Genomic DNA, 13,576 nt, shown 5'->3' on the forward strand with positions numbered 1-13,576 from the left:
GGGTCACTGGGCGTGAAGGGGACGCATCCATGGGTCGTGCCGCCAGGACGAGCCGCAACATCCTCGCCGTGACCGCGCTCGGCGCGGGCGCCGCCGGGGCCGGGCTGGCCGCGCAGCGCCGCGCCCTGCGCCGCCTCCAGCTCCGCCCCGACCCGTACGCGGGCGAACCCTTCGGATCGGTGCGCGGGCGCCCCGTGCCGGTGCGCGCCCACGACGGCACCCGCCTGTACGCCGAGATCGACGGCATCGAACGCACCGACCTCGCCATCGTGTTCTGCCACGGCTGGACGCTCACCCAGGACTCCTGGCACTTCCAGCGCAAGGCCCTGCGCGGCCACGGCCGGCTCGTCCTGTGGGACCAGCGCGGGCACGGCCGCTCCGACGGCGGCGAGCGCGACGGCAACGACCTGCCCCGCCTCGCGCACGACCTCGCCGCAGTGATCGACGCGACCGTCCCGGCCGACACCCCGATCGTGCTGGTCGGGCACTCCATGGGCGGCATGACGATCATGCGGTACGCGGACGAGTTCCCCGAGGAGATCGGCCGCCGGGTGGTCGGCGCGGGGCTGCTGTGCACGTCCTCGGGGGCGCTCGCCGAGGTCTCCCTGGGCCTGCCGGTGGCCCTCGCGCGCGCCACCCGCGTCCTGGTCCCGCGCGCGCTGCGCGCCGCCGGAGCGGGCTCGGCCGTGATCGAGAAGGTGCGGCACCTGGGCCGCAGCGGCTCCATGCTGATCGAGGACCTGATCGCCTTCGGCCCGGACGCCGGGCCCGCCGCGGTCGCGTTCGCCGAGGAGATGATGGCCGACACCCGGATGGACGCCTTCCTCGACTTCCTGCACTCGATGCTCACCCACGAGGTGATCAGCGACTGCGCCGCCCTGGGCGACGCCGACGTCCTGGTCATCGGCGCCGAACACGACCGGCTCACCCCGGTGGAGCACAGCTTCACGATCGCCGAATGCGTGCCGTCCGCCCGGCTGGAGGTGGTCCCGGGCGCCGGGCACATGGCCATGCTGGAACGTCCCGGAGCGGTCACCGACCACCTGCTCGACCTCGTCCACCGCGCGCACAAGGCCCTGGCCGCCTGACCGGACGCGCGCCGCCGCGCCGCGGCTGTCGGTCCGGACCTCTACGCTTCCGCGCATGGCGAAGGCGAAGACGGCGAAGCCGACCTACCGCTGCGCGGAGTGCGGCTGGCAGACCTCCAAGTGGGTGGGGCGCTGCGGGGAGTGCCAGGTCTGGGGTTCGGTCACCGAGGCCGGATCCGCCACCCCGGCGCGGGTCGTCGCGGCCGGGCCGGTCAGCGCGCCGGCGCGGCCCATCGGGCAGGTCGACGTCCGGTCCGCGCAGACCCGCCCGACCGGCCTGGACGAGCTCGACCGGGTCCTGGGCGGCGGCATGGTGCCGGGCGCCGTGCTGCTGCTGGCCGGCGAGCCGGGCATCGGCAAGTCCACGCTGCTCCTGGAGGTGGCCGCGCTGGCCTCCTCACCGGAGTCGTTCCAGACCGCCGCCGACGGCGCGCCGGACGGCCCGCCCCCGTCCAAGAACGGCCACCGCCCCGAGAACGGCGCCCCGGACGGCGGCACGACGCGTGGCGGCGGCACGACGCGTGGCGGCGGCACGACGCGCGGCGGCGGCACAACGGGCGGCGCCGCGCCGGACGGCAGCGGGGCGGACGGTGACCGGGCGGGGCGGCGGCCGGTGCTGTACGTCACGGGCGAGGAATCGGCCGAGCAGGTGCGGCTGCGCGCCGACCGCGTCGGCGCGATCACCGACGACCTCTACCTCGCCGCCGAGACCGAGCTGTCGGCCGTGCTCGGCCACATCGACCAGGTCGAGCCCACGCTCCTGGTCGTCGACTCGATCCAGACGATCGGCACCTCCGAGGTCGACGGCGCCCCCGGCGGCGTCACCCAGATCCGCGAGGTCGCCGCCAACCTCATCCGGGTCGCCAAGGAACGCGGCATGACGGTCGTCCTGGTCGGCCACGTCACCAAGGAGGGCGCCATCGCCGGGCCCCGCCTGCTGGAGCACCTGGTCGACGTCGTCCTGTACTTCGAGGGCGACCGGCACAGCCGGCTGCGCATGATCCGCGCGGTCAAGAACCGCTACGGCCCCACCGACGAGCTGGGCTGCTTCGACCTGTCCGAGGTCGGGATCGTCGGCGTGCCCGACCCCAGCGGGCTGTTCCTGACCCGCCGCGACGAGCCCGTCCCGGGCACCTGCGTCACCGTCACGCTGGAGGGGCGGCGGCCGCTGGTCGCCGAGGTGCAGGCGCTGGTCGCCAAGTCCCACCTGCCCTCGCCGCGGCGCGCCACGTCCGGGCTCGACACCTCGCGGGTCGCGATGGTGCTGGCCGTGCTGTCCCAGCGCTGCAAGATCTCGATGCACGAGCAGGACGTGTACGTCTCCACCGTCGGCGGCGTCCGGCTCTCGGAGACCTCGGTCGATCTCGCGCTGGCGCTGGCGGTGGCGGGGTCGACCGTGGAACAGTCATTGTCCGGCAGCCTGATCGCGCTGGGCGAGGTCGGGCTGGCCGGAGAGGTACGGATCGTACCGGGGGTGCAGCGCCGCCTGGCCGAGGCCGCGCGGCTCGGTTTCAAGCACGCCGTCGTGCCGCGGGGCTCCCTCGAACTCGGCGACGGAACCCCCCTCAAACGTGCCGATCCTCAACTGATGAGCTATGAAGGCATGAAAGTGATGGAAGTGGACAGTCTGACGCAGGCGTTGCAGGTGGCCTTTACAGCACCGTAACCCTCTTCACACCGGAGTGTTGCGCCACACTGTTCACGCTTAGGGCCAGGTGGGGAACCCGTGACGAGGGCTCCTCGGTAAACTGACGCCGTCCAGCGACCTCCGGGGGCCAGGTGCCAGCACACGACAAGGGTCATGACGAACGACGCCGCGCCACGCTCGCCGCGGTGGCCCCGGGCACGGCGATCCGCGACGGACTGGAGCGGATCCTGCGCGGGCACACCGGCGGGCTGATCGTGCTCGGCTACGACAAGCTCGTCGAGGAGCTCTGCACCGGCGGGTTCGAGCTCGACGTGGAGTTCTCCGCCACCCGCCTGCGCGAGCTGGCCAAGATGGACGGCGCGATCGTCCTCGACGGCTCGCACTCGCGGATCGTCCGGGCCGCGGTGCACCTGGTGCCCGACTCGACGATCCCGACCGAGGAGTCCGGCACCCGGCACCGCACCGCCGAGCGGGTGGCCCGCCAGACCGGCTACCCGGTGATCTCGGTGAGCCAGTCGATGCACATCATCGCGCTCTACCTCGACGGCATCCGCTACGTCATGGAGGACTCGGCGGCCATCCTGTCCAAGGCCAACCAGGCCCTGGCCACGCTCGAGCGCTACAAGCTGCGGCTCGACGAGGTGTCCGGGACGCTGTCGGCCCTGGAGATCGAGGACCTGGTCACGGTCCGGGACGTCAGCGCGGTCGTGCAGCGGCTGGAGATGGTCCGCCGGATCGCCGACGAGATCGAGGGCTACGTCGTCGAGCTGGGCACCGACGGCCGGCTGCTGTCGCTGCAGCTCGACGAGCTGGTGTCGGGGGTGGACGTCGACCGGGAGCTGATCGTCCGCGACTACCCGTCGCCGGACGCCCGCGACCGCGGCTTCGACGCCGTCCTGGCCGACCTCGACGGGCTGTCGGCCAACGAGCTGCTCGACCTGTCCACGGTGGCCGAGGTGATGGGGTTCTCCGGCCCCGCCGCCCTCGACCTGCCGGTCAGCCCCAAGGGCTTCCGGCTGCTGGCCAAGGTCCCCCGGCTTCCCAGCCTGGTGGTCGAGCGGCTGGTGGAGCATTTCGGCGGGCTGCAGAAGCTGCTGGCCGCCAGCATCGACGACCTGCAGGGCGTCGGCGGCGTGGGCGAGGCCCGGGCCCGCAGCGTCCGCGAGGGCCTGTCGCGGCTCGCGGAGTCGTCGATCCTCGAACGGTACGTCTGAGTGGTCACACTCCGCTCCGACCCGATTACACCCATGCCCTAATCACCAGGTGGTGGGAGTCCTGGACCCCTGCGATCCGCAGATCTAACGCTCGCGGCGGTCAGCTCAGCCGGAAGACCTTCCCGGGCACGCGGACGGTGCCGGAGTGAAGGGAGGCGACGTACGTGCCGGGACGGGCGTGCTCCCCCGTGCAGCGCCTGCGGTCCCAGACCACGGTGTCGACGTACGGGACGCCCCGCCGCAGCGTGCGCACCTCCGACGCCCGGCCGGGGACGCATTCGGCGGACGACCAGACCCGGTCGTCCCCCGAGGTGATCCGCAGGTCCAGATGGTGCGACCCCACGTCGAACCGGCACGGCCGCGACCCGGTGTTGACGGCCGTCACCCGGAACTCGGGCCGCCCGCCGGGCCCGTAGGCGCCACTGTCCGGCGTCAGGGTGACGACGACGGACTTCGGAGCGCAGCCCTCGCTCCGGACGGGCCGCGCGCTCCTGGTGACCTTCGCGGTCACGGTGACGGTCGGCATCGCGGCCGGCACCGACGGGGCCGCGGTCTCCACCTCCGCCTCCTCCCCTCCGGACGCGGAGCACGCCCAACCCACGAACGCGATGGCGCCGAACACCCCGGCCAGGGCGGCCACGCGCCGCCGCCAGTACCGCTCCTCCCCGAGATCACGTTCCGCTTCCGAACCCATACGGAAAGTATGCGTTCTTTGATCTTCGTTGGCGTGCCGACCCGCCGTGCCAGAATGGCGGCACATCATGAGCACAGCCATCACCGATCCGATCCTCGACTGGTACGACGAGCACGCCCGTGACCTGCCGTGGCGGGCGCCGGACGCCACCCCCTGGGGAGTGCTGGTCAGCGAGATCATGCTGCAGCAGACCCCCGTCGCCCGCGTGCTGCCGGTCTGGCACGCCTGGATGGAGCGCTGGCCCACGGCCGCCGCACTCGCCGCCGAGCCGTCGGGCGAGGCGGTACGGGCCTGGGGCCGCCTGGGCTACCCGCGCCGCGCGCTGCGCCTGCACGCCACCGCCACCGCGATCGTGGAACGGCACGACGGCGAGGTCCCGTCCTCGCACGAGGCCCTGCTCGACCTGCCCGGCATCGGCGCGTACACGGCCGCCGCCGTCGCCAGCTTCGCCTACCGGCAGCGGCATGCCGTCCTGGACACCAACGTCCGGCGCGTCCTGGCCCGGCTGTGCTCGGCCGAGGAGTACCCGCCGAAGTCCCAGACGAGGGCCGAGGTACGGCTCGCCGAATCGCTCCTGCCCCTGGACCCGCCCACGGCCGCCCGCTGGTCGGTGGCGGTCATGGAGCTGGGCGCCCTGGTCTGCACGGCCCGGACACCCCGCTGCGTCGACTGCCCGGTCATCGCCCGATGCGCCTGGCAGCGCGCGGGCCGTCCCGCCTACGACGGCCCGCCGCGCCGCGGCCAGACCTACGCCGGCACCGACCGCCAATGCCGCGGCCGCCTCCTGGCGGTGCTCCGCGACGCCGAAGGGCCGGTCGCCAAGCCCGCCCTGGACGCGGTGTGGTCCGACCCCGTCCAACGCGAACGCGCCCTGGACGCCCTGGTAGCCGACGGCCTGGTAGACCCCTTGGACGACGGCCGCTACGCCCTCCCCGCCTAGCCGCGCTTTGGGACGGGCCCCAGGTCACTCCCATACCGCGGAGGCAGGGTCGACACCGTGCGCCTCGGCGTTCGCGAAGATCACATCGCGCAGCCAGACCGCGAGGCCGGGCTCGATCCCGTCGTAGTACGCGGCGAACCCCGGGTCTTCGAGGAACATCCGCCCGATGCAGGCGTGCATGGCGTGCGTGCAGTCGAAGTACGTCGAGAGCAGCGTCCGGTGGCGCTCCCCGAGAACGTTCGCCCCGTCCGAGCCGGGCGCGACGCCCGCCCGGTGCGCGGCGGCGAAATCGGCGTTCAAGGCCTCGGTCTCGGCCGCGACCCGCCTCCAGTCCTCCGGGGTCATCCGGGCGGCCCGCTCGGCGTACTGCGCCCACTGCGCGCTGCCGCCCCAGCGCTCCTCGGCCTCCGCGGTCCAGTCGGGCCGCCAGTCGGCGCCGAAGATCTCGACTTGCTGCTCCGGCGTCAACCGCATCCCGGTGCCCGACGCGTCCAGCATCCGGTCGACCGCGCCCACCATGGCCCGCAGGCGGGAGATGCGCTCGACGAGCTGCGAGCGCTGCCGGAGCAGGTGGTCGCGCGCGTCGGCGTCCGGGTCGTCGAGGATCCGGCCGATCTCGGCGAGCGGGAACCCCAGCTCCCGGTAGACGAGGACGCGGTGGATCCGGGCGACGTCGTCCCCCGAGTACACCCGGTACCCGCCCCCGGTGCGCCCGCCCGGACGCACGAGGCCGATCGCGTCCCAGTGGTGCAGCGTCTTCACGCTCACCCCGACGAGCGCCGCCGCCCGACCGACCGTCAGCCCTCCGGGATCTCGATACCGATCGCCCGCAACTCGTCCGCCTTCGCACTGCGCGGATCGATCGGCTGGGCGGCCGTCATCACGATCCGCGCGTTCTCCGGCGTGACGACCGTCAACTCGATGGAATTCCATGGCATCTCCCTCGGACCGCTGGTGCATCCCGGCACGAGCTCCTCGCAGCGGGCGGCGATCTCGTCGATCTGGCCGAGGACGCAGGAGAAGCTGGTGCTCAGCGCCGGGGCCTCCCCGTCCTGCTCCCCGGACACCAGCAGCACGTCCTGGAAGGCCCAGCGTCGCAGATGCGTCAGCCGGTCCGGAATCGTGAAGAGGTCGACGAACCCGAGCCCGCGGATCCAGAAGTCCTTCGACGCCGCGAGGTCGCGGGCGGGCACGGTGATGAACATCGGCATGCCGTAGAAGTCCCGGTAGGGCTCGGGGGCGACCGCGTCGGCGGCGGGCATCGGCACGGGACTGATGTAGTCGCTCATGCCTCTGATCGTCGAGGCTCCTGTCGCGTCAGGGTCAACCCGAACGCGAACTCCGCGGTGCACGCGGCAGGCGTTGACGGGCCCGTGCGTGCCGAGGCCATGCGGCTCGTCGTACGTGCCTGCCGCTCCTGCACCCGACGAGGTCCTGGATCGCGGGCGAGCACAGGCAGCTGGGCGCCCCGGCGTACGGTCGTGCGCACACGCGCAGTTCGTCGAACCGGCCGCTCTTTCCACCAGCTGTACGGTCGCCCGCCAGATCGACGGACGACCAATGCGGCGGAGGCGGCCCGCCACGCTGCGGAACTCGGCGAAGACCGCTACGCCCCCGCGAACGCCGGGGTCTGGCGGCCGTCGAGTCCGGCGAGGCGCCCCCGCGCTGGCCCACACCGACGCGGTAGAACCGCGCGCCCTGCCCGCGAAGAACCGGCGCGCCGTGCTGTGGACGGAACGAGCCCGCGCCATGCTCGGCCACGACGTGCATGCCATCACCCGCGACCTCCGCCAGGCGGAGCTGGTCGCCGACCAGCTCCAGCGCATGGGCGGCCTGGCCTGACGCATGAACCTGATCTGATCGACATCCCGGCTGCGCATGCCGATGGCCGCTCGGTCCAAGAAAATAGGGGTGACTTGACCCGCTTTCTGACAACCGCCCTTGACGCATTATCCGGGCCGACCAGGGGCCCGTGCTCGCCGATAAGGCGTACGGGCTGCCTTGCCGACGAGTCGAAGGCTTGTCCTTGACAAGGTTTCCGAACGAAAACAAGGGGCGATCTGGCGGGGTTTGGCATGCTGCCTCCCCGATGAGAGCGTGCCCGGACGGAGTGAGTACGACAACGGCCGACCCTTGAAGAGAAGGCGTCCTGTTTGCCTGAGAAGGCCCTAGGACGAGGAAGGCTTCGGCGCTGCGCCGTTGCCCCGAGCGGTGGTCTCGGTGAGGCGGGACGTCAGGAAGGCGCGTTCGGCCTCGTTGGCGGTCAGGGCGATCGCGCGTTCGTAGGCTGCGGCGGCGTCGGCGGTCCGGCCCAGGCGGCGAAGCAGGTCGGCCTTGACGGCGGGGAGGTAGCGGTAGCCGGACAGCCGGTCGTCCCGTTCGAGGGCCTCGATCTCGGCCAGCGCGAGAGCTGGACCGTCGGTCATCGCGACCGCCACGGCACGGTTGAGGGCGACCACCGGCGACGGCCAGATCCGTACCAGCTCGTCGTAGATCACCAGGATCTGGTCCCAGTCGGTGTCCTCGTAGGACGGCGCGGTCGCGTGCAGCGCCGCGATGGCGGCCTGCAGCGCGAACCGGCCGGGGGCGCCGCCGCGGAGCGCGCTCTCGACCAAGCCGTCCGCCTCGGCGATGGCGTCCCGGTCCCAGGCCGAACGGTCCTGCTCCTCCAGCGGCAGGAGGCGGCCGTCCGCGGCGGTACGGGTGGCCCGGCGGGCGTGGTTGGCCAGCATCAGCGCGAGCAGGCCCCGCACCTCGCGCTCGTCCGGCATCAGGGACCGCAGCATGCGCGCCGGGTCGAGAGCGCGCTGGGCAAGATCGTTCCGGGTCAGATCGGGTCCCGCGGGCGCGGTGTGGCCGGTCGTGAAGAGCAGGTGGATCGTGGTGAGCACGGCGTCCAACCGGTCCGGAAGTTCGGCGAGGGCGGGCATCCGGAACGGGATCCGGGCCGCCGCGATCTTCTTCTTCGCCCGGGTGATCCGGGCCGCCATCGTCGGCTCGGAGACCAGGAACGCCGCGGCGACGTCGGGCGTCGCCACGCCGCAGACCAGCCGCAGCGTCAACGCCACCTGGGCCTCGACGGCCAGCGCCGGATGGCAGCACAGGAAGACCAGCCGCAGCCGGTCGTCGCGCACCACCGGATCGGCTGGGCGGTCCGATGGCGGCTCGACCAAAAGGGGCAGCTTGGACCTCAGGGTCGCCGCCCTGCGCAGTGCGTCCAGCGCGTTGTGGCGGGCCGCGGTCGTCAGCCACGCTCCCGGCCTGGACGGGACGCCGCCGCGCGTCCAGGAGTCCAGCGCGGCGGCGTAGGCGTCCTGGACGCATTCCTCGGCCAGGTCCAGGTCACGGGTGACGCGGACCGTCGCGGCGAGCACCGCGGCCCACTCGCGACGGTGCGCGTCGGCGACCGCCTCCCGAACCCCGGTCACACCACCAGCAACGGCCGCACCTCGACGGCGCCGTCCATGATCGGGAGTAGTCTGCCGATGGCGACCGCCGTGTCGAGATCGGCGGCCTCCACCACGAAGAACCCGGCGATCACCTCTTTGCTCTCCAGGAACGGCCCGTCGGTGACCACGCCGCCCCTGCGGATCGTCCGCGTCTTCGCGCTGGGCTCGAGCGCCTGCTCGTGGACGACCCGCGCCCCCATCGCGGCGATCTTCTCCCCGGCGGCCAGGTTGGCCTCCATGACCTCGGGCGGGATGTCGTCCACGCCCCCGGGCGTCTCCTTCTCATAGATCAGGATCGCGTACTGCGGCATCGTTCCCCCCTGTCACCAGTTCCCGGTCTCCGGGCCCATCGCACCGTATTCGAGCTTGCCCGTCCTGGCGTAGGTGCTGACGACCAGGCCGGTGTCCGTCGTCGCGGTACCGGTCATCGCGAGGCCGGACGGGACCGTCCCCTCCGCGAACAGCCGCTTGCCCGAGCCGATGAGCACCGGGACCACCAGCAGATGGAACTCGTCGACCAGGTCGTGCTCGATGAGCGTCTGGACGAGCCCGCCGCTCCCGTGGACCTGGATCTCACCGCCCTCCTCTTCCTTGAGCCTCCTCACCGCCTCGACGACGTCGCCGGTCAGCAGGGTCGAGTTCTGCCACGAGACGGCCTCCAGGGTCCGCGACGCGACGTACTTGGGCAGCCCGTTCATCCTGGACCCGATCGGATCATCGGCCTCGGCCAGCGGCCAGGTCGCCGCGAACGTCTCGTACGTCCTGCGTCCGAGCAGCAGCGCGCCCGCCCGGCCAGTGAGCTCCTCATTGAGCCCGATGACCTGCCGGTCGATGTACGGCACGGCCCACCCGCCGTGCTCGAAGCCGCCCTCGCGGTCCTCGTCGGGCCCACCCGGCGCCTGCACGACCCCGTCCAGGGACACGAGTGCCATCACCATCAGCTTCCGCATGCCGCCTCCTTCGCTCCGGGGCGTCGGTGCCGCCCCTCACCCACTACGGCGAACGAGACCGCCCGCAATCGACACCCGCCCCCGAAAATCTCCCCACGAGCTCGCCATACAGCCTCGAACGGCAAGCAAGGACGGCCCCACGTCCAACTGAACCAAGCGACCAGAACGCGGCGAACCAGGATGCGCCCCGGCGCGCAGCGCGCCGCCGCCGGCGCGGACGACGCGTGCGCCGCGGTGGCCCCGGCGCGCACGACGCGTACGCCGAGGTGGCCCTGACGCGCCCGGCCGCAGTGCTGGAGGCCCGCAGCGACGCTTTCCTGCGACCACTGCAGCCCTGGTAGCGCAGCAGCCGACGGCAGGACGGTTCAGGGCGCGGTCACGCCGTCCGCCGCTCCTGGCTGGGCCACGCGCTGCAGTGCGCCGAACGGCGCGTGCGGCTCCCGCGCCAGCGCCCAGCCCAGCGCGCCGGTCCGCGCGAGGGGGCGCCAGCCACATCCATGGGCGGCGCATCCTGTACTCGCCCACCGCCGCCGTAGCCGCTGGCGCAGGGTGCCAGCGCTTCAGGGCGGCGTTGCAGCAGGGCGCCGGCTCGCGGCTGGGGCCCCGCCCAGGGCATCGAGCGTGTCCCGGGCGTGCTCGGAAAGCCCATCGGGGTGGTCGCGTGCCTGGTGGGGGCCGGAAAATGCTTCGCCCGGGGGTGGAGGGAAGGGCTAGCTTGAGCCGGTGCGCGATCTTGTTGGTTTGCCCAAGGCTCATCTGCACGTCCACCTGGAGAGCACCGTGCGGTGGTCCACGCTTCGCGAGATAGGGAAGCGCAACGGGGTCGCGGTCCCGGAGCATCTGGCGGCGGGGCACTCGTTCGGGGGCTTCGCGGACTTCTTCGTACAGAACGATCTCGTGCGCGCCTGCCTGCAGCGGCCCGAGGACTTTCGCAGGATCGCCTACGAGTACTGCGAGGACGAGGCCGCACAGGGCACGCAGTACGCCGAGGTGTCGTTCACGGCCGCCGGGCACGGGGAACGCCTCGGCGCGCTGGAGATGCCGCTTGAGGCCGTGCTGGAGGGCCTGGAGAGGGGCGGCGCGGAGTTCGGCATCGAGTGCCGGCTGATCCTCGACCACTCGCGCCGCCGGTCGGTGGAGCGGGCCTGGCGGACGCTGGACCTCGGGCGGCGGTACGAGCAGGTGGTCGCGGTCGGCCTGGCCGGGGACGAGGCGCACCCGGGCGACCCGTTCGTGGCGGTCTTCGAGGCCGCCGGGGACGCGGGGCTGCACGTCGTCCACCACGCGGGCGAGGCTGAGGGCGCCGCGAGCATCCGCCAGGCCATCACGGGCGGGAGGACCGAACGACTCGGACACGGCATCCGCGTCCTCGACGATCCCGACCTGGTCGCCGAGGTCAGGGAGCGGCGGCTGCCCCTGGAGGTGTGCCCGTCGTCGAACGTGGCCCTGGGATTCGCCCCGTCGCTGTCGGAGCACCCGTTTCAGCGGCTGCGGGCGGCGGGGCTCACGGTCACGGTCAACACCGACATCCCGGCGATGACCGGGACATCGCTGGCCGGGGAGTACGCGCTGATCAGGGAGGCGTTCGGCTACGACGACACCGTGCTCGCGGAGCTGGCCCGCGCGGGCGTGGCGGCGTCGTTCGCGCCGTCGGCGACGAAGGCCCGGCTGAACGCGGAGATCGATGGCTGGCTCGCCCACAACGGTCATCCCCATTGACGTCCTCCCTCCTGAGGGCGGAATTCCGGCCTGCCCGGTGCGCCATGGCGGTCATGCCGTGGCCTTGCGGCCCCTCCGCAGGCCTTGTGCCTCTCCGCCCTTCTGGTCATCCCGACCTCGGTCAGGAACGGACGTGACCACTCGCACCGGCGCTTCTCCGATCTCGGGCAGCCCCGACCGGACCGCCCCGGTGATGGCGCAACGGGCGTTGCGCGCCGGGACGTCCCGGACCGGGGCCTCGGCGGTTGCAGGTGAGCGAGGCCCGCGCCGCGAGGAGCCGTCGGCCGGCTCGCGCGTAGCGGCGCGGCTGACGGCCGAGAGCGCCGTGTCTCCGAGGGGGGCGCGGGTCCAGGTGCGCCGCTGCCCCAGGGCGCTGCCGGTCGGCCGCCGCGCCGGAAATGCGGTGGGCGGCGTTCAGATCCGTCGGGGCCTGCTGCAGCACCACTGGCGACCATGCGCTTTCGCTGCGTGGGAGAGACGGGTTCACCTCCCTGGCCGGGGGTCGGAGGGCCGGCGGCTGACCGGGTAGGCGGGGAGGACGCGGACCAGGCCGCCCGCCCTGATCTCGCGGAGGAACGGGTCGTCGTCGTTCGCCCACTGCGCCGGCGTGCGCACCACCGGGTGCACGGGGAGGCCGAGCCGCGCGGTGGCCTCCTGGGCCGCGTCGAACGCCGGCTCGCGCTGGACATAGCCGATGACCAGTACCTCCACGTCGCCGGGCGGCGGGCCGGGGAGCTGCGCGTAGCGGTCGGCCCACGCCCCGAAGAGATGCACCTCTTCCGTTCCGGGCAGTTTCCCGAACTCCTCGGCGACGACGGCCGACGGCCCGAACGTCAGCATCAGCAGACGCACCAGCGGCTCGTACAGCGGGGTGGCGGCGTTGCGCGAGACCAGCCTGCCGGTCTCGGTGTGCCGGAGGACGAGCACCTCCGCTCTGGCCAGGCGTTCCACCTCCCGGACGACCGTGCCGAGGTCGGTACGGAGCATCACCGCGAGGTCCAGCATGCTCGACTCCCGCGCCGGGCCCAGCAGCAGCCGCGCCAGGAGCTCGCCCTGCAACCGGGACCGGAAGTCCACCGCCGAACCACGCAGATTCGATCGCATGTTCGAACCCTACGAGCCGCCTCCGACAAAATCCGGTTGGCCGCACGCCGTCCGCGACCTAGCCTCGCGCGCATGAGTGGTCGGACACCCCAGGAGAAGAAGCGGCTGAGCTATCTCAAGGACCGCCGCAACCTCTACGGCGAGAACCACAAGTCGTCACGCAAGAACATCCCGCGCAACCGGCGGATCAGGCACCGCACCGAGCGCCACCGCGTCCGCCAGACGCTGGGGCAGGCCCGGGGCGTTCCGGACGAGAGGCACGACGACGCGGTCGAACAGCGCCTCAAGGAAAAGCGTCCCGCCAACGCCCAGTGGCGCAAGGCCCCTGACACGCCGCTGAACGAGGTGATCGAATACCGGCTGCTGCGGCGCGTCAAAGACGGAAACGCCGCTCCCGATCAAGCAGAATCCCGTATCCGCCGGATACGGCGTCGTATCACCTGATTCCGGCGACTTCCCAGGCGGCGGCAAAGGCGCGGGCGGACGCTCTCCGGGAATGGCGAAGGGCCCGCCCCCGGGTGCACACCCTGGGAGCGGGCCCTTTCGTCGCTCGCTCGGTCAGTCCTTGTTGAAGTTGACCGCGCCCTCGATGGGCGGCGGGCTGTCCGGAACCGTGGACGGCTTCGGGACGCCCTTGAAGGTGAACTTGGCCTCCTCGCCGGTCCCCTCGGTGCCCACGATGACGATCTGGCCGGCCTTGACCTCGTTGTAGAGGATCTTCTCCGACAGGTTGTCCTCGATCTCGCGCTGGATCGTGCGGCGCAGCGGAC

General features: G+C 72.5%; 14 protein-coding genes. 6 read left to right on the top strand and 8 right to left on the bottom strand.

What is annotated here, in order from left to right:
* Window positions 1-29 precede the first annotated feature (29 nt).
* From ACFPZN_RS48575 to disA, 3 genes are all read left to right on the top strand, one after another.
* A complete protein-coding gene (locus tag ACFPZN_RS48575) occupies window positions 30-1,088 on the top strand; it encodes an alpha/beta fold hydrolase (RefSeq protein WP_378290626.1) in 1,059 nt (352 codons plus the stop codon).
* 55 nt (window positions 1,089-1,143) lie between these two features.
* On the top strand, window positions 1,144-2,754 hold the full coding sequence (radA, locus tag ACFPZN_RS48580) for a DNA repair protein RadA (protein ID WP_378290628.1): 1,611 nt from the start codon (window positions 1,144-1,146) through the stop codon (window positions 2,752-2,754).
* Between the two features lie 113 nt (window positions 2,755-2,867).
* Entirely contained in the window at window positions 2,868-3,950 is a 1,083-nt protein-coding gene (gene disA, locus ACFPZN_RS48585; protein WP_378290630.1) for a DNA integrity scanning diadenylate cyclase DisA, read from the top strand.
* Window positions 3,951-4,050: 100 nt separating this feature from the next.
* On the opposite strand, the gene ACFPZN_RS48590 is transcribed toward disA, so the two are convergent.
* On the bottom strand, window positions 4,051-4,644 hold the full coding sequence (locus ACFPZN_RS48590) for a hypothetical protein (protein ID WP_378290632.1): 594 nt from the start codon (window positions 4,642-4,644) through the stop codon (window positions 4,051-4,053).
* 67 nt (window positions 4,645-4,711) lie between these two features.
* On the opposite strand from ACFPZN_RS48590, the gene ACFPZN_RS48595 reads away from it, so the two are divergent.
* The gene (locus tag ACFPZN_RS48595) at window positions 4,712-5,584 is read left to right on the top strand and encodes an HhH-GPD family protein (RefSeq protein WP_378290634.1); all 873 of its coding nucleotides are present in this window, start codon (window positions 4,712-4,714) and stop codon (window positions 5,582-5,584) included.
* Window positions 5,585-5,608: 24 nt separating this feature from the next.
* Here ACFPZN_RS48595 and ACFPZN_RS48600 read toward each other — a convergent pair whose 3' ends face one another.
* The 5 genes from ACFPZN_RS48600 to ACFPZN_RS48620 form a co-directional block, all read right to left on the bottom strand.
* On the bottom strand, window positions 5,609-6,385 hold the full coding sequence (locus ACFPZN_RS48600) for a MerR family transcriptional regulator (protein WP_378290655.1): 777 nt from the start codon (window positions 6,383-6,385) through the stop codon (window positions 5,609-5,611).
* On the bottom strand, window positions 6,382-6,873 hold the full coding sequence (locus ACFPZN_RS48605) for a VOC family protein (protein ID WP_378290636.1): 492 nt from the start codon (window positions 6,871-6,873) through the stop codon (window positions 6,382-6,384). Before ACFPZN_RS48605 ends, ACFPZN_RS48600 begins: the two co-directional genes overlap by 4 nt.
* Before the next feature lie 879 nt (window positions 6,874-7,752).
* A complete protein-coding gene (locus tag ACFPZN_RS48610) occupies window positions 7,753-9,012 on the bottom strand; it encodes an RNA polymerase sigma factor (protein WP_378290638.1) in 1,260 nt (419 codons plus the stop codon).
* A complete protein-coding gene (locus ACFPZN_RS48615) occupies window positions 9,009-9,344 on the bottom strand; it encodes a YciI family protein (RefSeq protein WP_378290640.1) in 336 nt (111 codons plus the stop codon). The genes ACFPZN_RS48610 and ACFPZN_RS48615 overlap by 4 nt, the downstream gene beginning before the upstream one ends.
* Window positions 9,345-9,356: 12 nt before the next feature.
* Window positions 9,357-9,983, bottom strand: coding sequence for a dihydrofolate reductase family protein (locus ACFPZN_RS48620; RefSeq protein WP_378290642.1), 627 nt, complete (start codon window positions 9,981-9,983; stop codon window positions 9,357-9,359).
* A 741-nt stretch (window positions 9,984-10,724) separates the two neighbouring features.
* Here ACFPZN_RS48620 and add point away from each other — a divergent pair.
* Complete coding sequence (gene add, locus ACFPZN_RS48625) at window positions 10,725-11,702, top strand: adenosine deaminase (RefSeq protein ID WP_378290644.1); 978 nt, start codon at window positions 10,725-10,727, stop codon at window positions 11,700-11,702.
* A 483-nt stretch (window positions 11,703-12,185) separates the two neighbouring features.
* Here add and ACFPZN_RS48630 read toward each other — a convergent pair whose 3' ends face one another.
* On the bottom strand, window positions 12,186-12,806 hold the full coding sequence (locus tag ACFPZN_RS48630; RefSeq protein ID WP_378290649.1) for a hypothetical protein: 621 nt from the start codon (window positions 12,804-12,806) through the stop codon (window positions 12,186-12,188).
* A gap of 72 nt (window positions 12,807-12,878) precedes the next feature.
* On the opposite strand from ACFPZN_RS48630, the gene ACFPZN_RS48635 reads away from it, so the two are divergent.
* A complete protein-coding gene (locus tag ACFPZN_RS48635; protein ID WP_378290651.1) occupies window positions 12,879-13,250 on the top strand; it encodes a hypothetical protein in 372 nt (123 codons plus the stop codon).
* A 114-nt stretch (window positions 13,251-13,364) separates the two neighbouring features.
* Here ACFPZN_RS48635 and ACFPZN_RS48640 read toward each other — a convergent pair.
* The coding region (locus ACFPZN_RS48640; RefSeq protein WP_378290653.1) for a hypothetical protein at window positions 13,365-13,576 on the bottom strand (212 nt) is incomplete at its 5' end.

Origin of the sequence: Actinomadura rugatobispora (assembly GCF_042656285.1) — a bacterium.
Taxonomy (GTDB): domain Bacteria; phylum Actinomycetota; class Actinomycetes; order Streptosporangiales; family Streptosporangiaceae; genus Spirillospora; species Spirillospora rugatobispora.

Bases quoted from the DNA above. Each gene is read 5' to 3' on its own strand.
- ACFPZN_RS48575 (WP_378290626.1), top strand. From the start codon at position 30: ATGGGTCGTGCCGCCAGGACGAGCCGCAACATCCTCGCCGTGACCGCG.
- radA (WP_378290628.1), top strand. From the start codon at position 1,144: ATGGCGAAGGCGAAGACGGCGAAGCCGACCTACCGCTGCGCGGAGTGC.
- ACFPZN_RS48590 (WP_378290632.1), bottom strand. From the start codon at position 4,644: ATGGGTTCGGAAGCGGAACGTGATCTCGGGGAGGAGCGGTACTGGCGG.
- ACFPZN_RS48595 (WP_378290634.1), top strand. From the start codon at position 4,712: ATGAGCACAGCCATCACCGATCCGATCCTCGACTGGTACGACGAGCAC.
- ACFPZN_RS48605 (WP_378290636.1), bottom strand. From the start codon at position 6,873: ATGAGCGACTACATCAGTCCCGTGCCGATGCCCGCCGCCGACGCGGTC.
- ACFPZN_RS48615 (WP_378290640.1), bottom strand. From the start codon at position 9,344: ATGCCGCAGTACGCGATCCTGATCTATGAGAAGGAGACGCCCGGGGGC.
- ACFPZN_RS48620 (WP_378290642.1), bottom strand. From the start codon at position 9,983: ATGCGGAAGCTGATGGTGATGGCACTCGTGTCCCTGGACGGGGTCGTG.
- ACFPZN_RS48630 (WP_378290649.1), bottom strand. From the start codon at position 12,806: ATGCGATCGAATCTGCGTGGTTCGGCGGTGGACTTCCGGTCCCGGTTG.
- ACFPZN_RS48635 (WP_378290651.1), top strand. From the start codon at position 12,879: ATGAGTGGTCGGACACCCCAGGAGAAGAAGCGGCTGAGCTATCTCAAG.